This window comes from Albimonas sp., assembly GCF_055129145.1.
Map to the genome: position 1 here is coordinate 60455 of NZ_JBSRTQ010000009.1, position 22273 is coordinate 82727.

18 protein-coding genes are annotated in these 22273 nt (G+C 72.1%); 9 read left to right on the forward strand and 9 right to left on the reverse strand.

The window, feature by feature from the left end:
* Positions 1–23 precede the first annotated feature (23 nt).
* Complete coding sequence (locus tag ACTB72_RS03085) at positions 24–1334, forward strand: acyl-CoA dehydrogenase family protein (RefSeq protein WP_463035511.1); 1311 nt, start codon at positions 24–26, stop codon at positions 1332–1334.
* Between the two features lie 312 nt (positions 1335–1646).
* The gene (locus ACTB72_RS03090) at positions 1647–3980 is read left to right on the forward strand and encodes a CaiB/BaiF CoA-transferase family protein (protein WP_463035512.1); all 2334 of its coding nucleotides are present in this window, start codon (positions 1647–1649) and stop codon (positions 3978–3980) included.
* Positions 3981–4052: 72 nt separating this feature from the next.
* Here ACTB72_RS03090 and ACTB72_RS03095 read toward each other — a convergent pair whose 3' ends face one another.
* The 4 genes from ACTB72_RS03095 to ACTB72_RS03110 all read right to left on the reverse strand — a co-directional run bounded on the left by ACTB72_RS03095 (position 4053) and on the right by ACTB72_RS03110 (position 7886).
* Entirely contained in the window at positions 4053–4832 is a 780-nt protein-coding gene (locus ACTB72_RS03095; protein ID WP_463035513.1) for an SDR family oxidoreductase, read from the reverse strand.
* 25 nt (positions 4833–4857) lie between these two features.
* A complete protein-coding gene (locus ACTB72_RS03100; RefSeq protein ID WP_463035514.1) occupies positions 4858–5637 on the reverse strand; it encodes an SDR family NAD(P)-dependent oxidoreductase in 780 nt (259 codons plus the stop codon).
* Positions 5638–5735: 98 nt separating this feature from the next.
* Positions 5736–7034 (reverse strand): 3-hydroxyacyl-CoA dehydrogenase, encoded by a 1299-nt coding sequence (locus ACTB72_RS03105; RefSeq protein WP_463035515.1) that lies wholly within the window; start codon positions 7032–7034, stop codon positions 5736–5738.
* A gap of 165 nt (positions 7035–7199) precedes the next feature.
* A complete protein-coding gene (locus tag ACTB72_RS03110; RefSeq protein ID WP_463035516.1) occupies positions 7200–7886 on the reverse strand; it encodes a TetR/AcrR family transcriptional regulator in 687 nt (228 codons plus the stop codon).
* 223 nt (positions 7887–8109) lie between these two features.
* On the opposite strand from ACTB72_RS03110, the gene ACTB72_RS03115 reads away from it, so the two are divergent.
* Positions 8110–11424: an acetyl-CoA carboxylase family protein gene (locus ACTB72_RS03115; protein ID WP_463035517.1), complete on the forward strand. Its 3315-nt coding sequence runs from the start codon at positions 8110–8112 to the stop codon at positions 11422–11424.
* Between the two features lie 23 nt (positions 11425–11447).
* Entirely contained in the window at positions 11448–12371 is a 924-nt protein-coding gene (locus ACTB72_RS03120; RefSeq protein WP_463035518.1) for an SMP-30/gluconolactonase/LRE family protein, read from the forward strand.
* On the opposite strand, the gene ACTB72_RS03125 is transcribed toward ACTB72_RS03120, so the two are convergent.
* A complete protein-coding gene (locus ACTB72_RS03125; protein WP_463035519.1) occupies positions 12361–13257 on the reverse strand; it encodes a LysR substrate-binding domain-containing protein in 897 nt (298 codons plus the stop codon). The genes ACTB72_RS03120 and ACTB72_RS03125 overlap by 11 nt on opposite strands.
* A 145-nt stretch (positions 13258–13402) precedes the next feature.
* Here ACTB72_RS03125 and ACTB72_RS03130 point away from each other — a divergent pair, with 145 nt between their 5' ends.
* From ACTB72_RS03130 to ACTB72_RS03150, 5 genes are all read left to right on the forward strand, one after another.
* Complete coding sequence (locus ACTB72_RS03130) at positions 13403–15205, forward strand: acyl-CoA dehydrogenase family protein (RefSeq protein WP_463035520.1); 1803 nt, start codon at positions 13403–13405, stop codon at positions 15203–15205.
* Positions 15206–16176: 971 nt separating this feature from the next.
* Positions 16177–17232: a sensor histidine kinase gene (locus tag ACTB72_RS03135; protein WP_463035521.1), complete on the forward strand. Its 1056-nt coding sequence runs from the start codon at positions 16177–16179 to the stop codon at positions 17230–17232.
* A complete protein-coding gene (locus ACTB72_RS03140; RefSeq protein WP_463035522.1) occupies positions 17229–17933 on the forward strand; it encodes a LytR/AlgR family response regulator transcription factor in 705 nt (234 codons plus the stop codon). Before ACTB72_RS03135 ends, ACTB72_RS03140 begins: the two co-directional genes overlap by 4 nt.
* 208 nt (positions 17934–18141) lie before the next feature.
* Positions 18142–18459, forward strand: a complete 318-nt coding sequence (locus ACTB72_RS03145; RefSeq protein WP_463035523.1) for a hypothetical protein — start codon at positions 18142–18144, stop codon at positions 18457–18459.
* Positions 18456–18809 carry a hypothetical protein gene (locus tag ACTB72_RS03150; protein ID WP_463035524.1) on the forward strand — a complete coding sequence of 118 codons (354 nt, stop codon included), beginning with the start codon at positions 18456–18458 and terminating at the stop codon, positions 18807–18809. The genes ACTB72_RS03145 and ACTB72_RS03150 overlap by 4 nt, the downstream gene beginning before the upstream one ends.
* A 102-nt stretch (positions 18810–18911) precedes the next feature.
* Here ACTB72_RS03150 and ACTB72_RS03155 read toward each other — a convergent pair whose 3' ends face one another.
* The 4 genes from ACTB72_RS03155 to ACTB72_RS03170 are packed head-to-tail and all read right to left on the reverse strand — an operon-like array spanning position 18912 to position 22272.
* On the reverse strand, positions 18912–19772 hold the full coding sequence (locus ACTB72_RS03155; RefSeq protein ID WP_463035525.1) for a F0F1 ATP synthase subunit gamma: 861 nt from the start codon (positions 19770–19772) through the stop codon (positions 18912–18914).
* Positions 19769–21280, reverse strand: a complete 1512-nt coding sequence (locus ACTB72_RS03160) for a F0F1 ATP synthase subunit alpha (protein WP_463035540.1) — start codon at positions 21278–21280, stop codon at positions 19769–19771. The genes ACTB72_RS03155 and ACTB72_RS03160 overlap by 4 nt, the downstream gene beginning before the upstream one ends.
* A 4-nt stretch (positions 21281–21284) precedes the next feature.
* A complete protein-coding gene (locus ACTB72_RS03165; RefSeq protein WP_463035526.1) occupies positions 21285–22022 on the reverse strand; it encodes a F0F1 ATP synthase subunit delta in 738 nt (245 codons plus the stop codon).
* 4 nt (positions 22023–22026) lie between these two features.
* Positions 22027–22272, reverse strand: a complete 246-nt coding sequence (locus ACTB72_RS03170; protein WP_463035527.1) for a F0F1 ATP synthase subunit C — start codon at positions 22270–22272, stop codon at positions 22027–22029.
* Between the last annotated feature and the right edge of the window lies 1 nt (position 22273).

Genomic DNA, 22273 nt, shown 5'->3' on the forward strand with positions numbered 1-22273 from the left:
CATCCCCTCCGGAAGGATCGACCATGAAACATGCGTTGCCCCATGAAGACCTCAACAACCTCGCCATGTCCGAAAAGGCCCGGCCCCTGCTCGACGCGGTGGTCAAGCACATCCGCGACAACTGCGACCCGGCCTATGAGGAATACGAGCGCCTGGGCGAGAACCGGGCCGAGCGCTGGGGCTATGGCGAGGGCCAGCTCGAGATCCTCGAGGATCTGAAGAACAAGGCCAAGGAAGCCGGCCTCTGGAACTTCTTCCTGCCCAACGCCGACACCGGCGAGGGTCTGTCGAACCTCGACTACGCTTATATCGCGGCCGAGCTCGGCAAGAACCCGCTCGCCTCGCAGTCGATGAACTGCTCCGCCCCCGACACCGGCAACATGGAAGTGCTGGAGCGCTGCGGCACCCCCGAGCAGAAAGAGCAGTGGCTGAAACCCCTGCTGAACGGCGAGATCCGTTCCGCCTTCGCGATGACCGAGCCCGACGTCGCCTCCTCGGACGCCCGCAACGTCAGCACCCGCGCGGTGCTGGAGAACGGCCAGTGGGTGATCAACGGCGAGAAATACTACATCTCCGGCGCCGGCGACCCGCGCTGCAAGATCATGATCACCATGGTCAAGACCTCGCCCGACGCCGAGCCCTTCCGCCAGCAGTCCCAGATCCTGGTGCCGATCGACACCCCCGGCGTCGAGATCGTCGGCCCGATGCACGTCTTCGGCCATGACGACGCCCCCCACGGCCACATGCAGATCCGCTTCAAGGACGTCCGCGTGCCCGAGAGCAACATGCTGTGGGGCGAAGGCCGCGGCTTCGAGATCTCCCAGGTCCGCCTGGGCCCGGGCCGCATCCATCACTGCATGCGCTCCATCGGGGCCGCCGAGAAGGCGCTGGACCTGATGATCGCGCGCGGACTCAGCCGCGAAGCGTTCGGCAAGAAGATCATCGATCTGGGCAAGAACATGGAGACGATCTCCCGGTCGCGCATCGAGATCGAGGCCTGCCGGATGATGGTGCTGAAGGCCGCCAAGGCGATGGACGTGCTGGGCAACAAGGAGGCCCGGGTCTGGGTCTCGATGGTCAAGGCGATGGTGCCCGAGAAGGCCTGCAAGATCATCGACGACGCCATGCAGGTGCACGGTGCGACCGGCGTCAGCCAGTGGTCGCCGCTGTCCTCGATGTACACCAAGCAGCGCACGCTGCGCCTGGCCGACGGCCCGGACGAAGTGCACCACAACGTGGTCGCCCGCGCCGAGGTGAAGGCGTTCCAGAGCTCGAACGACCGTCAGGCCGCGCTGAACAAGGACGACCGCGGCCGCGCCTTCGACGGGCCGTGATCGCTTCGCCGGGGCGCCGCCGCGCGCCCCGGAACGCATGACGGCGCCGCGCGTCCCTGCCAGGGGATGCGCGGCGCACTCCCCCGGCCGCGATGGCCCTGCGGTCACGCCGACCGCCTGAGACCGCCCCCATGCCATAGCCTCCGCGCCCCCCCCAAAACCTGACCGCGCTTGCGCGCCGGCAGGCGACGGCGCACCATGTCAGGCGCGCGCAAAGCGCCCCCCGGGCAGCCCGGGAAGGCACGCAACGACGAAAGGGAGGACCGCCGCCCGGCGGCGACGCTGCGGGCGGACGGCCGGAAAGGTGACCAGATGACCGACGCGACCGGACCGCTCGCGGGCTTCCGCGTGACCGAAATCGCCGGCGGCGTGGGCGGCGCATGGGCCGGCCGGATGCTGGCCGAAATGGGCGCCGACGTCCGACGGCTGGAGCCCGAGGGCGGCGACCCCCTGCGCCGACGCCGCGAGGACCCCGACGCGCCGGAGACCGAGGGCCTGCTCCACGCCTGGCTCGACCAGGCCAAGACCGCGCTGACGCCCGACGCGCTGGAGGCATCCATCGCCGCGAGCGACCTCGTGATCCTGGGCGAGGACGCGCCGCGCGGCCTCCTGCCCGGCGCCCCCCGCCTCGCCACCATCGACCTCAGCTGGTTCGGCCGCCACGGGCCGCGCGGCGCCTGGCGGGGCTCCGACCTCGTGGTGCAGGCGCTCGCCGGCGCCATCCACCCCTGCGGGCCGACCGACGGCCCGCCCCAGCAGCTCGGCGACCTGCAGGCCGCGATGATCGGCGGCGTGGCGGCGGCGACGGCCGGGCTCGCCGCCCTCTATTCCGGCGGGGCGCATCGGCTTTGCGAGGTCTCGATCCTCGAATCCTGCCTCGTGCTCTCGGACCTGTCGATCAACGACGCCCAGGCGCTCGGCCGCGCCTGCCCGCGCGACGGGGTCAACCGGTTCCACCCGACCTGCCCGGTGTCGATCCACCGCTGCAAGACCGGCTGGCTCGGCGTCACCTGCATCACGCCGGCCCAGTGGCAGGGCTTTTGCGAGATGCTGGAGCGGCCGGACATGGCCGCCGACCCGCGGCTCGCGACGATCTACCTCCGCTCCGAGCACGCCGACGAGATCGAAGCGGCCATCGACGCCCGCCTGCCCGCGAAGACCGCGGAGGAATGGGCCGCGATGGGCCGGGCCCTGAAAGTGCCGAGCGTGGTGGTCCCCGATGCCGGCGGGATGCTGGACCATCCGGTGTTCAACGCCCGGCGCTCCTTCGGTCCGGTGGCGGGCGCGGCCCCCGGCGTGATGGGGCCGCGCTCGCCCCTGAAGGTCACGGCGCCCGAAGGGACCGCGGGTGCGGAGACCGGCGCGGGCGACCCGCTCGCCCCCCTCGCCGGGCTTCGCGTCGCGGATTTCTCCATGGGCTGGGCCGGGCCGCTCGCCACCCGCATCCTCGCCGATCTGGGCGCCGAGGTGATCAAGATCGAGGCCGGGCGCTATCCGGACTGGTGGCGCGGCACGCTGTGGGACGCGGCCTCCATCGCCGCGGCGCAATACGAGACCTCGCGCCGCTTCGCCGTGGTCAACCGCAACAAGTCCAGCGTCAGCTTCGACCTGACCACCGAAGAGGGCCGCGGCCTCGCCCGCGCGCTGGTCGACGCCTCCGACGTGGTGGTGGAGAACCATGCCGCCGGCGTCATGGCGCGGCTGGGCATGGGGTGGGAGGATCTGAGCGCGGGCCGCGACGACCTGGTGATGCTGTCGATGTCGGCCTTCGGCGCCGGCAATGTCTGGTCGGACACGCGGGCTTACGGGTCGACCCTCGAACAGGGCTCGGGCGTGCCGAGCTTCCGCGGTCAGCCGCACTGGCCGCCGACCATGGGCCACATCGCCTATGGCGACCCGGTCGGGGGCATCCATGGCGCGGCGGCGCTGCTGGCGGGGCTGATCCACCGCAAGCGGACCGGTCAGGGCCAGTGGATGAACATGAGCCAGATCGAATGCCTGCTGCCGTTCAACGCGCCGGGCGTGCTCACCCGCTCCGCCACCGGGCGCGAGCCGAAGCGGCTGGGCAACGGCCACCCGGTGATGGCGCCCCATGGCATCTATCCGGCGGCGGGGGAGGACAACTGGATCGCCATCGCCGCCGGCGACGACGCCGCCTGGACGGCGCTGGCGGGCGCGATGGGGCGGGCGGATCTGGCGGCCAGCCATCCCGATGCGGCCTCCCGCCGGGCGGCGGCGTCGGAGATCGACGCGGCCATCGCAGCCTTTTCCCGCGATCAGGACGCCGAGGCGCTCGCCGCCGCGCTGCAGGCGGCCGGCGTCGCCGCCGCCCCGATCCTGAAACCCGAAGCGGTGATCGACGACGCGCATCTGCATGCCAACGGCGCCTATCTGGAGGTCCCCCGCCCCCATATCGGGGACCAGCGCCAGTTCGCGCTGTCCTGGACCACCGACGGCGTCCGCGCGCCGCTGCATGGGCCCGCCCCCCTGCTCGGCGCCCAGACGCAGGAAGTGCTCGCCCGCGTGCTCGGGCGCGACGCGGCCGACTACGCAGGCCTGGTCGCGCGCGGCGTGATCAGCCTGCGGCCCACCGCCCTGCGCGGCACGGTCCCCGCGCCCGAGACGGCCGGCGCCGCCGGGGGCTGAGGGCCGACACGCGACCGCCCGCCGCCGGGGGCTCCGGCGGCGGGCGGCGTGGGGTCCCCGCGGGGATCCGGTTCAGACAGCCTTGACGAGCGGATTGAAGCGGCGGTTCAGCTTGCGCATACCCGCCAGCCAGCGGTCATAGTCCGAGGTCTTGCGGCGCATGTATTCCAGGACCTCCGGGTGCGGGAGCACCAGAAACGTCTCCGCCTCGATCGCCTTCAGGCAAGCCTCTGCCACCGGCTCCGGCTCGATCAGCCCGTTGACCGAGGCGACGCCGCCCTCCTTGCCCTTGATCATGTCGGTATTCACCGCCTGCGGGCACAGGACCGAGACCTTGATCCCCTGGTCGCCATAGGTCAGCGAGATCCACTCGGCGAAAGCCACCGCCGCGTGCTTGGTCACCGCGTAGGGCGCGGAGCCCACCTGGCTCAGCAGCCCCGCCGCCGAGGCGGTGTTGAGGAAATAGCCGCCGCCGCGCGCGATCATCCGCGGGACCAGGTGACGCGCGGCCCAGACATGGGCCATCACGTTGACCTCCCAGATCTTCTGCCAGTCCGCGTCCGGCACTTCCGGCCCGCCGCGGATCGAGATGCCGGCGTTGCAGCAGAAAAGATCGATGGGGCCGATCTCGGTCTCCACCTTCTCGATCAATGCGCCGACCCTGGCCTCGTCGGACACGTCGAGCCTGAGGCCGATCCCGCCGAACTCGGCCGCCGTCTGCTTGGCGCCCAGCGCGTCGATGTCCACGCAGACCACCTGCTTCGCGCCGGCCTCGGCGAAGCGGCGGGCGAGCGCCCGGCCGATCCCGCCGGCGGCGCCGGTGACAACGACGATGCGATCCGTCACGTCCATATGCGTCTCCTTTCGCGCCGAACCCTCAGGCCCACATGTTGGTGCCGCCGCAGACGGTCAGCGCCTGCCCGGTCATGTATTTGCTGGCATCCGAGGCGAGGAACACCGCCACGCCGCCGAAATCATCCGCCTGGCCGAGCCGGCGCAGCGGGATCTGCGAATTGGCCCGCGCCTCGGCCTCGGGGTTGTCCCAGAGCGCCTTGGCGAAGTCGGTGCGGATCAGGCCGGGGCAGATGGCGTTCACGCGCACGCCCTGCGGCCCGAATTCGTCGGCGAGGTTGCGCACCAGCCCGATCAGCGCCAGCTTCGACACCCCGTAGAGCCCCAGCGTCGCCGACGGCTTGAACGCGCCGACGGACGACGTGAACATCATCGACCCGCCGCCGCGCCCGATCATGTCGCCGACCACCAGCCGCGCCAGCCACAGGTTGGACTGCACGTTGGTGGCCATGGTCTTCTCGTAGGCCTCGTCCGGGATTTCCGAGATCTTGCCGTAGTGGACGTTCACCCCGGCGTTGCCGACCACGATGTCGACGGGGCCCGACAGCTCGTGAGTGCGCCTGACCAGCGCCTCCAGCTCGTTCTTGCGGCCGGCGTTGGCCGCGACCGCATGGACCCGGTCGGCGCCGATGTCGGCGTTGATCTCGGCCGCGGTGGCGTCGAGCTGATCCTGCTTGCGCGAGCTGATCACCACCGTCGCCCCGTGGGCGGCCAGCGCATGCGCCATCGCCCGCCCCATGCCCTTGGAGGCGCCGGTCAGCAGCGCGGTCTTGCCGGTGAGATCGAAGAGTTTTGTCTCGACCATTTGGTTTCCTCCCGTTTGGTCACCCGGCCCGCCGCTTGTGCGGTCTTGCAGGCCGTCTCATGCGCGCCGTGAGGGGCCGCCCCCCACGGCGCGACGCATCACTTGGCCCCGGTCTTCAGCCCGCCGAGGTCGAGGTCCACGAAGCGCCCGCCTTCGGCCGCGAGCTTCCTCAGCGTCCGCGCCGGGGCGAAATCGGGGTCTTCGGCGCCCAGCTTCTCCATCCGCGCCAGCACCGCCTTCGGCCCGACCATGTCGCCGTACCAGATCGGCCCGCCCTTGTCGGACGGCCAGCCGTAGCCCGACAGCCAGACGATATCGATGTCCGAGGGGCGCTGCGCCTTGTTATCCTCGAGAATTTTCACCGCTTCGTTGATCATCGGGAAGATGCAGGTCTCGGTGATCTCGGCGCGGTCCATGGTCGAGGGCTCGGCCCCGGTCACGTCGCGGATCACCCTGGCGGTCACCTCGGACGGGCTGCCCTTGCGGGCCTCGTCATAGTCGTAATAGCCCGCGCCGGTCTTCTGGCCGCGGCGGTCCATCTCGCAGAGCGCGTCGCGGATCGGGTTGGCGGTGGTCGCGCCCTTCGACCAGCCGATGTCGAGGCCGGCGAGGTCCGACATCTGATAGGGTCCCATCTTGAAGCCGAACTCATTCAGCGCCGCGTCCACGTCCCAGGGCATCACGCCCTTCCAGACCAGCTTGTTGGCTTGCACCTGCCGGGCGCGAAGAATTCGGTTGCCCACGAAGCCGGGGCAGACCCCGACCAGCGCCGCGACCTTGTTGATGGTCTTGGCGAGCTCCATCGAGGTCGCGACCACATCGTCCGCGGTCTCGTCGGCGCGCACGATCTCCAGCAGCTTCATCACGTTGGCGGGCGAGAAGAAGTGCAGTCCGATCACGTCGCCCGGTCGCGAGGTCGCCGCGGCGATGGCGTCGATGTCGAGGCCGGACGTATTGGTCGCCAGGATCGCGCCCGGCTTGCAGACCCGGTCGAGATCCCGAAAAATGGTCTTCTTCAGGTCCAGATCCTCGAAAACCGCCTCGATCACCAGATCGACGTCGGCGAGCGCCTCGATCCCCATGGCGCCGGTGATCCGGCCCATGCGCGCCTCGACCTCGTCCTGCGGGAAGCGGCCGCGGTCGGCGCTGCGCTGGTAGTTCGTGCGCACCACCTTCAGGCCCCGCTCCAGCGCCGCCTCCTGACGCTCGACGATGGTCACCGGGATGCCGGCGGTGGCGAAGTTCATCGCGATGCCGCCGCCCATGGTGCCGGCGCCGATGATTCCGACCGAGCGGATGGGGCGAAGGCGCTGGCGCGGGTCGAGGCCCGGAACCTCCCAGGCCTTGCGGCCGGCTTCGGCGATGTAGGCGGCGGTTTCCGCGGCGGTGGGGGTCATCGAACCTCTCCGATTTTCGCATGTGCAGGGCGGGCGCGGGGGGGGGGGGGGGGACGCGCCGGTGTGCGGGCCCGGGCGCTCCACCCGTGCTGACAGTTGTCAGCCCTAAGGCATCGCCGAAACCCGGACAAGACGCTTGCGCCGAGCGACGGCGGGGCCGTCCGTTCAGGCCGTCGGCGGGGTCGGCGCGACCGCCAGCCGCGCCACCATCGCCGCCACGCCCGCCGCCACCACGTCGAGCATCAGCGCGTCGTCCACGTCGCGGGTCAGCCAGTCGCGCATCGGGCCGAAGGCGGACAGGAAGATGATCATGTTGGCCATCACCTCGGTCCGCGGGTCGTCGGCCGGCAGGCCGGCGCGCTGCGCGAGCTGTTCCGACAGCTCCCCCAGCAGCGCCCGGTCGCGCACCCGCATGGCGCGGCGGTCCTCCTCCAGCATGTGGGGGACCGAGCGGTAGACCAGGATCGTGCCCTGCCGCTTCTTGGACCAGGCGTCGCGGAAATAGGCGCGCAGCACGTCCTCGAATTCCGCGTCGGGCTGGCGTTTCAGCAGCTCCGGCAGACTGGGCACGTCCGGGTTGAACCACAGCTGGTTCAGCAGCCGGCGCAGGATGTCGTTCTTGTTGGCGATGTAGTCGTAGATGCTGGCCTGATTGACCCCCGACCTCGCGCAGATGTCGCGGATCGTGGTCGAGGCGAAGCCCTTCTCCAGGAACAGGTCCAGCGCCGCCTGGCAGATCTGCTCGCGGCGCCGATGGATCAGCGACTCGTTCTGCACGCCGGTCAGCTCGGCCTCCGACAGCGTCGAGGTCCCCGTGCCGGCGGTCTTTCGGTCGCCGCTTTCCTTGGTCACACGCCTGCTCCGATATCCCGGTTCGTCGCGCCCCCGGCGGCTGCGGCGGGGCTGCGCCCACCCTTGACCGTCCCGGGACCGACCCCTAGGGTAGCCGCAAACCTGACGAATGTCAGCCCGCGAATATCGCGGAGATCCATGGGAGGAGAAGGGCCATGCGCGCGCCCCGTGTCAACCGTTCCGCGCTCGCGGCGCGCGAGTTCGCCGCCGGAAGCCTCGCCTGATGGGCATCGCCTCCGCCCCCCGCCGTCTGTTGATCGCCAATCGCGGCGAGATCGCGCTGCGCATCGCGCGCACCGCGCTGGACCTCGGCATGACCCCGATCGCCATCCACCCCGAGGATGACGCGGAAAGCCTCCATGTCCTGCGCGCGCCCGAGCGCATCGCCTTGCCCGGCCGCGGCGCCCGCGCCTATCTCGACCCCGACGCGGTGGTCGCGGCGGCGCGCGAGGCCGGCGCCGACGCCGTGCATCCGGGCTACGGGTTCCTCTCCGAAAACGCAGCCTTCGCCGCCAAGGTCGAAGCCGCCGGCATGATCTTCGTGGGGCCCACGCCCGCCGCGCTGGCCCTGCTGGGCGACAAGATCGCCGCCCGGAAACGCGCCGCGGAGCTGGGCGTCCCCATCCTCGCCGGCGGGACGACCGGGCCGGGCGGCGCCAGCCTCGACGACGCCCGCGCCTTCTTCGCCACCCTCCCCGCCGGCGCCGCCCTTCTGATCAAGGCGGTCGCGGGCGGCGGCGGGCGCGGCATGCGCGTGGTCCGCGACGCGGGCGAGCTGGCCGAGGCCTGGACCCGCTGCCGATCCGAAGCCGAAACCGCCTTCGGGCTGGCGGATGTCTACGTGGAGCGGTTCCTGCCTGCGGCGCGGCACCTCGAGGTGCAGATCCTCGGCGACGGAACCGGCGCCTGCATCGACTATGGCGAGCGGGAATGCACCCTGCAGCGCCGCCACCAGAAAGTGGTGGAGATCGCGCCCTCCCCCTCGATCACGTCCGACCAGCGCGCCCGGCTCTGCGCCCATGCCCTGGCGATGGCGCGCAGCGTCGATTACCGCAGCCTCGGGACGTTCGAATTCCTGGTGGCCGCCGAGCCGACCGACGGAGAAGACCTCTTTTTCATCGAGGCCAACCCCCGCATCCAGGTCGAGCATACGGTGACCGAGGAGATCCACGCCGACGACCTCGTCGCACGCCAGCTGCGCATCGCGGGCGGAGAGACGCTCGCCGACATGGGTCTTTCGGAGGGCCCCCGCGCGGCGGAGGGCTGCGCCGTCCAGCTGCGCGTGAACATGGAGCGGATGGACGAGAACGCCCAGGCCCTGCCCGCCGGCGGGCGCATCGCGGTCTACGAGCCGCCCGCCGGCGCCGGCGTGCGCGTCGACGGTTTCGCCTATGCCGGCTACCGGACCTCGCCCCACTACGACAGCCTGCTCGCGAAAGTGATCGTGCATGCCCGCGCCGGCGGCTGGCCCGCGGCCTTGCGCCGCGCGGAACGGGCGCTGGCCGAATTCCGCATCGAGGGTGTGGACACCAACCTCGCCTGGCTGCGCGCGCTGCTCGCCCGGCCCGAGGTGGCCGGCGCCGCGGTGACCACGACCTTCATCGAGACCCACGCGGCCGCGCTGGCCGCCGACGCCGCGGCTATGGCGCCTTCCGAAATCCCGGCGGCGGAGCCCGACGCCCCCGCCGCCGCGCAGGTGGAAACGCCCGAAGGCGCGGTCGCGGTCCGCTCCCCGATGCAGGCCACCGTCGTCACCCTGTCGGTCGAGGTCGGGGCGACCGTCGCCGCCGGCCAGCAGCTCGCCATCCTCGAGGCGATGAAGATGGAGCATGTGGTCGCCGCCCCCGTCGGCGGCATCGTGCGCGCGGTCTTCGCCACGCCTGGCCAGACGCTGATGGACGCGCAACCCCTGCTCGCCATCGACCCCGACGCGGCCGCCGCCACCGGCGCCGCGGCGGCGGCCGAGATCGACCTCGACCGCATCCGCCCCGATCTGGCGGAGGTCCGCGCCCGCCACACCCACGGCCAAGACGAAAACCGGCCCGAGGCCGTCGCCAAGCGCCACGCCCGCGGCCAGCGCACCGCGCGCGAAAACCTCGCCGCGGTCTGCGATCCCGGCACGTTCCGCGAGTTCGGCGCGCTCGCCGTCGCCGCCCAGCGCCAGCGCCGCAGCGAAGACGACCTGATGCGCAACACCGCCGGCGACGGCATGCTGACCGGGCTCGGCCAGATCAACGGCGACCTCTTCGAGGCCGACCGCGCCCGCTGCGCCTTCGCGGTCGGCGACTACATGGTGCTGGCGGGCACGCAGGGGCAGCGGCACCACCGGCGGCTCGACAAGATCTGCTCCACCGCCGCCGAGTGGAATATTCCTTTGGTGTTCTTCGCCGAAGGCGGCGGCGGACGCCCCGGCGACACCGAACGCGCCACCTATGCCGGCATCTCCAACGGCACATTCACGAAATTCGCCGCGCTCTCGGGCCAGGTGCCGCTGGTCGGCATCGTCTCCGGCCGCTGCTTCGCGGGCAACGCGGCCCTTCTGGGCTGCTGCGACGTGATCATCGCCGACGAAAGCTCGAACATCGGCATGGCCGGCCCGGCGATGATCGAGGGCGGCGGCCTCGGGATCTACAAGCCTGAGGAGATCGGCCCCATCGGCGTGCAATCCCTCAACGGCGTCGTCGACATCCGGGTGAAGGACGAGGTCGAGGCCTGCGCGGTCGCGCGCAAATATCTCTCCTACTTCCAGGGCCCCGTCGCCGAGTGGACGGCCCCCGACCCTCGCCGCGCCCGCCATGTGGTCCCCGAGAACCGGCTGCGGGTCTATTCCCCGCACGAGGCCGTCGCCTCCATCGCCGACGAGGGCTCGGTGCTGGAGCTCAGGCGCGAATTCGGCGTCGGCATCGTCACCGCGCTGATCCGGATCGAGGGCAAACCCTTCGGCGTCATGGCCAACAACCCCGGCCATCTCGGCGGCGCCATCGACGGACCCGCCGCGGACAAGGCGAGCCGCTTCATGCAGCTTTGCGACGCCTTCGACATCCCGCTGATCTCGCTCTGCGACACGCCCGGCTTCATGGTGGGGCCGGAGGCGGAGAAGACCGGCCTCGTCCGCCATGTGTGCCGGATGTTCGTCACCGCCCGCTCGATCTCCGTGCCGCTCTTCGCGGTGGTGCTGCGAAAATGCTACGGGCTCGGCGCGCAGGGCATGGTGGGGGGCGGGACCTACGACAACTTCTTCACCGTCTCGTGGCCCACCGGCGAGTTCGGCCCGATGGGGCTGGAGGGGGCGGTGACGCTCGGCTACCGGCGCGAGCTCGACGCCATCGAGGATCCGGCGGAGAAGAAGGCGCTCTATGACCGTCTGCTGGCCGAATATTACGAGCAGGGCAAGGCGATCCGCGTCGCCTCGACGCTCGAGATCGACGCGGTGATCGACCCTGCCGACACAAGAGGCTGGATCCTGTCCGGGCTAGGCTCGGTCCGGATGCGCCCGCCGCTTTCGGGCCGCAAGCGCCCCTTCGTCGACACCTGGTGAGACCCCCCATTCGGAGAGACCGCATGACATTCGAAACCGTCGCCGCCGGGCTGGAATTCCCGGAGGGCCCCGTGGCCATGCAGGACGGATCGGTCCTGCTGGTCGAGATCCGGCGCGGCACGCTGACCCGGGTGCAGCCCGACGGGACCGCCGAAGTGGTGGCCGAGCTCGGCGGCGGCCCCAACGGCGCCGCCATCGGGCCGGATGGGCGGGTCTATGTCTGCAACAACGGCGGGTTCGTGTGGGCCGAGCGCGCCGGAGTGCTGGCCCCGGTCGGCACGCCGGACGACTACGTCTCGGGCTCGATCCAGGCGGTGGACCTGACCACGGGCGCGGTCGAGACGCTCTACACCGAATGCGACGGCGTCCCCCTGCGCGGGCCGAACGACATCGTGTTCGACGCCGAGGGCGGGTTCTGGTTCACCGATCTGGGCAAGACCATGCCCGAGACCATGCATCACGGCGCCATCTTCCATGCCGCCGCCGACGGCTCGCGCATCACCCGCGCCCGCTTCCCGATGATCACGCCCAACGGCTGCGGCCTCTCGCCCGACGGCAAGACCCTGCATGTGGCCGAGACCCGGACCTCGCGCATCTGGTCCTTCGACGTGGTCGCTCCAGGCGAACTGGCCCCCCATGTCGGCTTCCGTCCCGGCCGGCTGCTGACCACCCTGCCCGATTATCAATTGCTCGACAGCCTCGCGATCCAGGCCGACGGCGCGGTCTGCGTGGCCACCCTGATGCGCGGCGGGATCACCATCGTCGACGCGGCGACCGGCGCGTCCGAGTTCGTCGACGTGCCGCTCGACCCGCACGACCCCTATATTACGAACATCTGCTTCGGGGGCGCGGACATGCGGGATGCGTGGATCACCTGCTCCACCTCCGGCACGCTGGTGAAGACCCGCTGGGCGAAGCCGGGGCTGGTTCTGAACTTCAACGGCTGAGCCCCGCCTCCGTCCCGGCCGCCTCCGCCGACAACCAGCCGGCGAAGGCGGCGAGCTCGGGCGCCTCGGCCGGGCGGCGCGGGTGCTGGAGCACGAACCACCGCTTGGTCGGGCGCAGCCTGGGATGCGCGGCGACGAGCGTCCCCGCCGCCAGGTCGGGACGCAGCAGCGCCGCGATCCCGATGGCGACGCCGAGCCCGCGGGCGGCGGCCTCCATCGCGAGCCCAGCGCTTTCGAAACTCGACCCCGTCTCGGCGGGCACATGACGCAGGCCGGCATGGTCGAGCCAGCGCCGCCAGTCATCGGGCCGGGGCCGGGCGTGCAGCAGGGGCAGCACGGCGAAATCCGGCGGGCCCTCGGCCAGCAGCGCCGGCGCGCAGACCGGCAGCGTCTCGATCGGCAAGAGCCGGCGCGTGACCAGCCCCGGCCGCGCCGCCCCGTCCGACACCACGATCACCGCGTCGAAGCGCGCGGGGGTCAAGTCCAGCGGGTTGGAGCTGGTGTGCAGGTCCAGCCGCAGGTCCGGACAGGCCGCGCGCAGCGCCGCCCATCGCGGCATCAGAAAGCGCGAGGCGAAGAAGCCGTAAACGCCCACAGACAGCCGCCGCGGCCCGCGCAGGCGCACGCCGCGCGCCGCCTCCGCGATCCGGTCGAGCGCCTCGCCGAACTCGGCCGCCAGCGCGGCGCCGGCCTCCGTCGGCTCCAGCCCCGCGGCGCGGCGCACGAACAAGGGCGTCTCCATCCGCGCCTCCAGATCCCGCACCTGGCGGCTGACCGCGCCAGGGGTCACGCCCAGCTCCTCCGCAGCCCGGGTCATCGAGCGGTGGCGGGCGGCGGCCTCGAAGGCGCGCACGGCGGGAAGCGGGGGGAGGCGGCGACCGGACATGGGTTGAGCCTGCCTCAATAAACCCGGCCTGGAAATCGTTTGATCGCGCGCCGGGCTCAAGAGACACTGCCCCCGCAAGGTCGAGCCCCCGGCGCTTTCCGGCGCAACGGCCGCCGGCCAGGCCAACAAACCACCGGAGGACGCCATGAACCACCCGACCCCGCCGCAGGCCGGCCAGCCCGTGACCCCAGCCGCGCGCGCCAGCCGCGCCGCCTCCGCCGAGCGCTCGCGCAACATCGCCCCCGACACGCGGGGCGAGAACTACTGGGACCTCGACCCCGCCCTGCGCGCGCTGCTGCCGCTCTACATGGACGGGGCGCTGCTGGCGCATCTGGCGCCGCATATGGCGGAGCTGGGCGCGCTGGCCGGCGGGCGCCTGGGCGCGCTCGCCGACACCTGCGAGCGTCACGAACCCGTCCTCCACCGCCGCGACCGCTACGGGCGCGACGAGGAATGGCTCGAATTCCACCCCGCCTATCGGGAGATGGAGGCCATCGCCTTCGGCCGCTTCGGCATGCACGCGATGACCAACCGCGCAGGCGTGCTCGGCTGGCCGGAGAAGATGCCGCCCATCGCCAAATACGTCTTCCACTACCTGTTCAGCCAGGCCGAGTTCGGGCTGCTCTGCCCGGTGAACCTGACCGACAGTTCCTCGCATCTGGTCGACCTTTACGGCACGCCCGAGATCCGCGCGCGCTTCCTGCCCGGCATGTGGTCCCAGGACATGGGCGACCTGATCAAATGCGCGCAGTTCATGACCGAGAAGGCCGGCGGCTCCGACATCGGGCGCTCGGACCTCACCGCGGTGAAGGACGGCGAGACCTACCGGCTCTGGGGCGAGAAATGGTTCTGCTCCAATGTCGACGCGGAGGCCTCGGTCCTGCTCGCCCGGCCTGAGGGCGGGGCGGAGGGCAGCCGGGGGCTCGGCCTCTTCCTCATGCCGAAAGTCCTCGAGGACGGGACCCGCAACAGCTACCGGATCATGCGGCTGAAGGAGAAGATGGGGTCGAAATCCATGGCCTCGGGAGAGATCATGTTCGAAGGCGCTGTGGCCTACCCGCTGGGGGCGCTCGACCAGGGCCTCAAGCAGATGCTGGTGATGGTGAATTCCTCGCGCATCTCGCACCTGACCCGGGCGGCGGGGATGATGCGCCGTTGCCTGAACGAGGCGATGGCCGCCGCCCGCGCCCGCGACGCCTTCGGCAAGCGGGTGATCGAGCATCCGCTGATGCGCCGGCAGCTGATGAAGCTGATGATCCCGACCGAACAGGCGCTCACCGCGCTGCTTTACACCGCCGCCGCGTCGGCCGACGAGCGCCCGCGGGCGCAAAAACTGCTGCGGCTGCTGACCCCGATCTGCAAGTTCCGCGCCTGCCGGGACAATGTGCCGGTGGCGACGGGGGCGTTGGAGGCGCGCGGCGGCAACGGCTATATCGAGGACTGGCCCAATTCCCGCCTGGTCCGCGATGCGCATCTGGGGCTGTTGTGGGAGGGGACGTCGAACATCAACGCGCTCGACGCCGTGCAGCGCGCGGTGGGCAAGGCCCGCGCGCATGAGGCGCTGGCCGAGGATCTGGCCGAGCGGATCGAGGCCGCCGCCCTCCCCGGCCAGTTCCGCACCCGCCTCTCCGGCGCCGTCGACCGCGCCATCCGCTTCGCCGAGGAGGTGGCGTCCGACCCCGCGCATGAGCGTCACAGCCGCGAAGCCGCGGGCCAGCTCTACCACGCCGTCACCGCGGCGCTGATGGCGACCGAAGGTCAGGCGCTGGGCGAGGCCGGGGGCGACGCGCGCCGGCTGGTGATGGCCCGCTTCGTGATCGAGCACCGGATGCATGAGGCGGGCCCGCCCAGCCTCGCCGCCAAACGGTGGGAGGACGCGGCGATCGATCGCCTGCTGTCCGACGCGCCGGTGTCGCTGGCCGACGCCTCCCGGCTGGTCCAGGCCTGAACGGGCGGGCTGGAGCGGGCCTCCCGGGAGGACCGGCCATGACGTTCTCCCGTCGCCGGTCCCATCGCGACGCGGTCATTCTCGCCCCCCCGAACGCGCGCGCCCGAACGCCCGCGCCCGAAAAACCCTGCGCCCCGGCACGCGATATGCGGCCGGGGCGAGCTCCGGGGGAGTGAGGGGGGAAGGTATGTCCACCCCGGAACGCTCCGGCGCGTCCTCGCCGGTCAGGGGCGGGGCCGGCCGGTCGGGCGCGAGCCGAAGGATCGGCCCGTCCGCCTCGGAATGTCAGTCGTTGAGGGCCCGCGCGTTCCGCGATCCCGCAGCGCCCCGCGGCGCGGTCGACCCGGACGGTCCGCCGGTCGGAGCGGACCGCCCGGATCTTCCTCGCGGCTTCGCGGCGGCGTCAGGCGAGCAGGCCCGCGCCCCCATCGAAGACCGGTGCGCAGGGCGCGCCCGCCAGGATCCGCGAGGCCGGGTCGGGGGCGCTCCTGCCGCCTCCGACCCGGGCGCGGCCGGCGCCGCCTTCGAGGTCCCGCCCGCAGCAGGGCCGGCGTCGCCGGGGGCGAGGATCGGGGACAAGCGCACGCCCCCCTCGCCTCTTCCGGTCCACGCCCCCACGCCCCGCCGCCGGACGCCCAGCGCGCGCTTGTCACGGGCCGGGCCGCAGCGGAAGATGTCCGCCGCGCGCCGCCCGACCCGGAGGATCGCGCCGCTGATCGAAGAGGTGACGTCGTCCACGACCTTCCAGCCTCGAACGTTTCCTGCGGTCCGCGGGCTTTGCGTCCCCTGCCGCGAGGGCGATTGCTACCTTACGGCAAGCCGAAAGCCAGAGCCGCGGGCCGGGGAATCGACGAAGCGGGAAGGATCGCCGGTGAAGCCGCCCGCGGCGCGGCGGACCGCCTGCGTTCGCGGGGGGCGGATGGCGGAGCCGGGCGACTCGGGGCCGCCCCTTGCACGCGCGAGGCGAAGCCATGACCATCGGTTCCGGCCGATCCTTCACCCCCCAGCGTTACCGGCTCGCCGGCTGGGGGGCGCTCTTCGCCTTCGACGGCGTGATCCGCTTCTCCATGTATCGCGAGGCCGGAGCCGCCATCGTCCTCACCGCCGTGCTCGCGCCCCTGATCGTGGGCCAGGCCTACGGGATCGCCGCGCTCTACCGCAGGCTCGGCTTCGCGGGGGGGCTGACGGCGCCGGCGCTGGCCCTGATCCTCGGCCTGTCGACGTTCGGGGCCCTGGTCGTGTCGATGGCCGCCGACTTCACGCGCCCGCAGCTCGGCATCGCCATGCCCGAGGACCTGGTGGTGGCGCCGCTGCTGTCGGTCGGCCTCTACTATTGCGCGATCTTCATCATCTGGAGCCTCGGCTGCTTCTGGCTCACCGCCGAACGCGGCCGCCGCGCCGAGGAGCGCCGCGCCGCCGAGGCCGAGGCCGACGCCCTGCGCGCCGAACTGCAGCGCCTGCGCCTGCAGCTCGACCCGCATTTCCTGCTCAACGCGCTCAACGGCGTCGCGGAGGAGATCCGGACCCATCCGCCCGCGGCGCTGGCGATGCTCGACGACCTCAGCGTGTTCCTGCGCCATTCGCTGACCGGGATCGACCGACTGGTGATGACGGTGGCCGAGGAGGTGGAGGCGCTGTCGGCCTATCTCGACGTGCAGCGATCCCGCTTCGGCGACCGGCTGAGCGCGACGATGGACGTGGAGACGGCGGCGATGGGGCGGGGCATCGCCAGTTTCCTCCTGCAGCCGCTGGTCGAGAATGCGGTCGAGCATGGCCGCCGCGCCGCGCCCCGGCAGGTGGGGGTGGAGATCCGGGTGGCGGGCGACGCGCTGCGCATCGCGATCCGCAACAGCGGGCGGCTCGCAGACACGGCCCCCGCCGGCGCCCGCACCGGCATCGGGCTCGCCAATGTGCGCGCCCGCCTTGCCCTGCATTACCCGGCGCGGCATCAGTTGGCCCTGGCCGAAGTCGGGGAGGACGTCGTGGTCACGCTGATCCTGAAGGGAGAACCGCGATCCGGGTCGTGATCGTCGATGACGAGCCCCTCGCGATCCGGGCGCTGACGCGGCTGCTGGCCGCGCATCCCGACGTCGAGGTGGCGGGCGCCGCCCAATCCCTGACCGAGGCGGTCGCGGTGATCGCGCAGGCGCGCCCCGACGCGATCTTTCTCGACGTGGATCTGGGCGAGGGCGACGGCTTCCAGCTGCTCGCCGCCCTCGATGCCCCGCCCCGCGTGGTCTTCGTCACCGCCCATTCCCGCCACGCGGTCGAGGCCTTCGCCATCGAGGCCGCGGACTATCTGCTCAAGCCCGTCACGCCGGCGCGGCTCGACGATGCGTTGCGCCGGCTCGGCAAGCGGCTGGAAGGCGACGAGGCGCCGGCGCCCGAGATGCTGGAGCTGCGGATGCCCAGCCGCACGCTGCGGGTCGACCCGGCCCGGCTCGCGGCGCTGTCGGCGGAGGGCGACTTCACCCGCGTTCACCTTGCGGACGAGCCCAGCCTGCTGATCCTGCGCACGCTGAGCCATTTCGAGGGTCTGCTCCCCGATCCGCCCTTCCATCGGGTCGGCCGCTCCTCCCTCCTCAATCTCGACCGGGTGCGCCGGATCGTGGCGCGTGACCGAAACCTCGCGCATGTGACGCTGGAGGGGATGGAGGCGCCGCTGGCGCTGGGGCGCGCCGCGAGCCTGCGGCTGCGCGCGGCGCTGGCCGGCAAACGCGGACCCTGACGCGGGCTTGAAACGCCGGCCACGCCTGCCCCCTGCGGCGCCCCGCGGGGAATTCGTATCATCCTGCAATGAATCCCACGCCCCGAACCTGAACGTGCTAGGGTCTTCAGGTCCGCAAGCGGATCCGCGCCGCCTCGATGCGGCGGCCCGCGGCGGCCCGCGCTTGCGACGGCGCGAAGACCCCCCGATGAGCATTGGAGCGCAGGCGATGGACATGCTGCGATCGTCGAAATCGATTGTGACGTTCATGCACCCGTTCGCCCTGGCGGTCGGCGAGACCGAACTGCCGGCGGGCGATTACGAGGTCGTCGCGGAGGAGGAGCGGCTGGAAGGTCTCAGCTTCGAGGCCTACCGGCGCGTCGCCACCTTCCTGACGGTGCGCGGCAGGGGCGGCCGGACGGGCCTGACCGAGATGCGGCCCGTCACCGAAGAACAGCTTGAGGCGGCGATCAGCCGCGACCGGACGCTGGCCGGATATCCAGGCGACGGCGACGCGGCGCTTTCCCCGCGCAAGGATCCCACATGAACATTCCCGAATGGGTCAAGCCCGGCGTCTACGGCGCCGTCGTCGGCGCGGTCGCGATCACGGTCGTCGGCTTCAGCTGGGGCGGATGGATGACCGGCGGCGACGCCGAGAAGATGGCGAGCACGATGTCGTCCGAGAACGTCACCGCCGCGCTGGTGCCGATGTGCATGGAGAACTCGCATGCCGACATGGGCCGCACCGCCAAGCTCGCCGGCATCAACGAGGCCGCGTCCTACAAGCGCCGCGACGCGGTGATGGACACCGGCTGGGCCACCGTGCCGGGCTCGGACTCGCCCAACCGCGACCTGGCGGCGGCCTGCCTGACCGCGCTGGAAGCCGAAGCGGCATGATTGCGCGGCCCGGGCTTTCGCCCGGGCCGTCGGAGGCGAAACGCCCGCGGGATCTCCCGCGGGCGTTTTCGTGCGTGGGGGCGGCAAGGCTTGGGGCTGGGATCACGCCCGTCCGCGGATCGCCTGTTCGCCCGAGGCGAGCTCGATGATCTCCGCCGTCGTCGCTTCCTGCCGCACCCGTCGCTCGACGGCCCGGTCGGCCTCCAGCTCCCGCTCCACCTGGGCGCGGGCGGCGGACATCGCGGCCATGCGGGCCTCGTTCTCGGCGGCGAAGGCGTGCAGGGCGGCCTGGCAGAGCTGCGCGTGCAGGTATTCGGACCCCAGCGCGACCAGCAGCGCGCCGCGGTCCAGCTGGATCAGCGGCGCATCGCCCCTCGCCTCCGGCAGGTGGGCGGGGTCGAGCGGCAGCAGCCGTCGCCGCGTGATCCGCGCCGCGCCCTTGCGCCAGACGGCGTAAACCGCGTCGAGCCGCCCGATCCGGCCCGAGGCGAGGTCTGCCGAAAGTTGTCCGAGCAGCCGGTCGGCGAACTTGGGAATGGCGGGAGAATGCGAGGGCATGGCAGCGGTCCAACGCGGCGCCAGACCGCGCTGATCGGCGACCGCGGCCGCCCGTGTGCCGATCAGGAACAGATCCGCGTCGCCCGGCGCATCGGGGGTCGCCTCGGGCACGGCGTCGAGCACCCGCTCGGTGAAGGCGCCCGCGAATCCCTGCTCGGCGCAGAACAGCAGCAGCGCCTGTCGGCCTTGCGCCGCATCGGCGCCTTCGCCCGCGGCGAGGGGGGCGCCCTGAAACATCCGCGCCATCGCCGCGGCGATGTTCCCGGCATAGAGGTCGACCGCCTCCAGCTGCGCCCGCGCGGTCCGGGCCCGCGCCGCGGCGATGCCGGTCATGGCGTTGACCACGGCGCCGAGCTGCCGGATGCTGCGGATCCGCTCGGCGACGTCTTCCAGCCGCTCGGTCATGTCGGGCCGGGGGGCAGGCGCTCGGCCAGCGCCGCCATGGCGTCGAGCATCGCCCGGCGCCCGGCCTCGTCCATCTGCCCGGTCGCCGCGATGGCGGCGAGCACGCCCGGGGCGCCCTCATCCAGCGCCGCCGCCAGTCCCGCCCGAAACCCGGCCACCGCGTCGAGCGGCAGCGGATCCAGAAGCCCGGTCTGCACCGCCAGCACCAGCGCCACTTCGTCGGCGAGCCGCATCGCGGCGTGCTGCGGCTGGCGCAGGATCGCGCGGATGCGGGCGCCGCGGATCAGGCGCTGACGGACCCGTCCCTCGGGCATCCCGCCGAAGCGGGTGAAAATCTCCAGCTCCAGAAACTGCGCGTAGTCGAGCCGCAGGGATTTCGCCGCATCCCGCAGGATGCCCGCCTGGGTCTTGCCGCCGACCCGGCTGACCGAGACGCCGGCATCGACGGCCGGCTTCTGACCCTCGTGAAAAAGCTTCGAGTCCAGCACGATCTGGCCATCGGTGATCGAAATGAGGTTGGTGGGGATATAGGCGGAGAGGTTGCCCGCATCGATCTCCGCGATCGGCAGCGCGGTCAGGGAGCCCCCGCCGCGGGCCCTCGACAGCTTCGACGCCCGCTCCAGCAACCGGGCGTGCACATAGAACACGTCGCCCGGATAGGCCTCGCGCCCCGGGGACTGGCGGGTCAGCAGCGCGATTTCCCGATGGGTGGCGGCGTGCTTGGTCAGGTCGTCGATCACCACCAGCGCGTGCTGGCCGCGGTCGCGGAAGAATTCGGCCATCGACATCGCGGCGAAGGGCGCGATCCACTGCAGACCGGGCGCGGTCGCGGCGCCGGCCACCACCACGATGCAGCGGTCGAACGCCGCCTCCGCCTTCAGCGTGTCGATCACCCGGCGCACGGAGGAGCTTTTCTGCCCGATCGCCACATAGACGCAGATCATGTCGGTGGTCTTCTGCGCGAGGATCGCGTCGACGGCGAGCGTGGTCTTGCCGGTGGAATGGTCGCCCACGATCAGCTCGCGCTGCCCCCGGCCCAGCGCGAAGAGGGTGTCGATGACCAGGACGCCGGTCTGCACCGGCTCGGTCACCAGGTCGCGCTCGATGATCGAGGGGGCGGGGCGCTCGACCGGCCAGGTTTCGCCGGCCTCGATGGGCCCGAGCCCGTCGAGCGGCCGGCCCAGCGGGTCGATCACCCGGCCGAGCAGCGCCTCGCCGACCGGCGCGTTCACCACCTCGCCGGTCCCGCGCACGGCGTGGCCGACCTGCACCGGGACGGAGGCGTCGAGCATCACGCAGCCGATGCGGTCCGCGTCGAGCACCTGGGCGAAGCCGGTCTGCCCGCCCTCGAACCGCAGCAATTCGTCCAGCCGCACGTCGCGCAGACCGGAGACGGAGGCGATGCCGTCGCCGATCTCCTCCACCCGCCCCACCGCTTCCGCGACCGGGCCGAGCCCGACGGCGGCGAGCCGGGCGCGGGCGGCCTGCAGCCAGGCGTCGTCCTGCATTGCGTCATCGGGCATGGCGCAGCTCCGTCTCGATGCGGGCGAGGTCGGCCCGCCAGCTGTCGCGCAGGGTGAAATGGGGCCCGCTGAGCTCGGCCCCCGCGACCAGCGCGGGATCGGTGCGGAAGGCGAGGCGCGGGGTCCCGTCGGTCACGGCGGCGATCCGCGCTTCGGCGCGGGTCCGCGCCTCGGGCGTCAGAGGGGCGGCGGTGATCAGTTCGAGGGCGGCGCCGTCCAGCGCGGCGACGCGGCGGGCCTCGGGGGACATGGCGCCGAGCGCCGCCACCAGCCGGTCGAGGAACGCCTCCTGCACCCGGGCCTCATCGACCCGGTCGAGCAGCCGCCGCGCGATGTCCACCGCCAGCGCCGCCGAGGCCGCATCGCGGGCCGCCGCCCGGTCGGCCGCAGCGTGGGCGCCCGCGACCTCCGCCGCCTCGCGCGTCGCCTCCGCCGCCTCATCCGCCGCCTTGGCCGCCATCTGCGTGGCCGCCGCCGCGTCCCTGCGCGCGGCGGCGAGGATCGCGTCCCGCTCCGCTTCGAAACCCGCGCGGGTGGCGGCGATGTCGGCCAGGGCCGCCTCCGCCTCCGCCTGCCGGGCCGCGACCGCATCCAGCGTCGCCTGCGTCTCGGCCTTGCGCGCCGCGATCATCCCCGCCACGGGGCGCCACAGCACGCGCTGCAGCAGCCAGATCAGCACCAGGACGTTGAGCGCCTGCAGGACGAGCGTCCACGGGTCGAGGCTCATCCGATCAGCCCAGCAGCGGGTTGGCGAAGAGCAGCAGAAGCGACACCACCAGGCAGTAGATCGCCGTGGTCTCGATCATCGCGAGCCCGACGAAGAGCGTGCGCGAGATGGTGTTGGCCGCCTCCGGCTGGCGGGCGATGGCGTCCATCGCGGCGGCGACCGCCCGGCCCTCGGCCAGCGCCGGGCCGAGGGCCCCGAAGGACACCGCGAAGGCGGCGCCGAGGATGCTGCAGATCTCGAGATATGGCATG

Excerpts from the sequence above, each read along its gene's own strand:
- ACTB72_RS03085 (WP_463035511.1), top strand. The coding sequence starts at position 24 with ATGAAACATGCGTTGCCCCATGAAGACCTCAACAACCTCGCCATGTCC.
- ACTB72_RS03090 (WP_463035512.1), top strand. The coding sequence starts at position 1,647 with ATGACCGACGCGACCGGACCGCTCGCGGGCTTCCGCGTGACCGAAATC.
- ACTB72_RS03095 (WP_463035513.1), bottom strand. The coding sequence starts at position 4,832 with ATGGACGTGACGGATCGCATCGTCGTTGTCACCGGCGCCGCCGGCGGG.
- ACTB72_RS03100 (WP_463035514.1), bottom strand. The coding sequence starts at position 5,637 with ATGGTCGAGACAAAACTCTTCGATCTCACCGGCAAGACCGCGCTGCTG.
- ACTB72_RS03105 (WP_463035515.1), bottom strand. The coding sequence starts at position 7,034 with ATGACCCCCACCGCCGCGGAAACCGCCGCCTACATCGCCGAAGCCGGC.
- ACTB72_RS03115 (WP_463035517.1), top strand. The coding sequence starts at position 8,110 with ATGGGCATCGCCTCCGCCCCCCGCCGTCTGTTGATCGCCAATCGCGGC.
- ACTB72_RS03120 (WP_463035518.1), top strand. The coding sequence starts at position 11,448 with ATGACATTCGAAACCGTCGCCGCCGGGCTGGAATTCCCGGAGGGCCCC.
- ACTB72_RS03125 (WP_463035519.1), bottom strand. The coding sequence starts at position 13,257 with ATGTCCGGTCGCCGCCTCCCCCCGCTTCCCGCCGTGCGCGCCTTCGAG.
- ACTB72_RS03130 (WP_463035520.1), top strand. The coding sequence starts at position 13,403 with ATGAACCACCCGACCCCGCCGCAGGCCGGCCAGCCCGTGACCCCAGCC.
- ACTB72_RS03135 (WP_463035521.1), top strand. The coding sequence starts at position 16,177 with ATGACCATCGGTTCCGGCCGATCCTTCACCCCCCAGCGTTACCGGCTC.
- ACTB72_RS03145 (WP_463035523.1), top strand. The coding sequence starts at position 18,142 with ATGGACATGCTGCGATCGTCGAAATCGATTGTGACGTTCATGCACCCG.
- ACTB72_RS03150 (WP_463035524.1), top strand. The coding sequence starts at position 18,456 with ATGAACATTCCCGAATGGGTCAAGCCCGGCGTCTACGGCGCCGTCGTC.
- ACTB72_RS03155 (WP_463035525.1), bottom strand. The coding sequence starts at position 19,772 with ATGACCGAGCGGCTGGAAGACGTCGCCGAGCGGATCCGCAGCATCCGG.
- ACTB72_RS03160 (WP_463035540.1), bottom strand. The coding sequence starts at position 21,280 with ATGCAGGACGACGCCTGGCTGCAGGCCGCCCGCGCCCGGCTCGCCGCC.
- ACTB72_RS03165 (WP_463035526.1), bottom strand. The coding sequence starts at position 22,022 with ATGAGCCTCGACCCGTGGACGCTCGTCCTGCAGGCGCTCAACGTCCTG.
- ACTB72_RS03170 (WP_463035527.1), bottom strand. The coding sequence starts at position 22,272 with ATGCCATATCTCGAGATCTGCAGCATCCTCGGCGCCGCCTTCGCGGTG.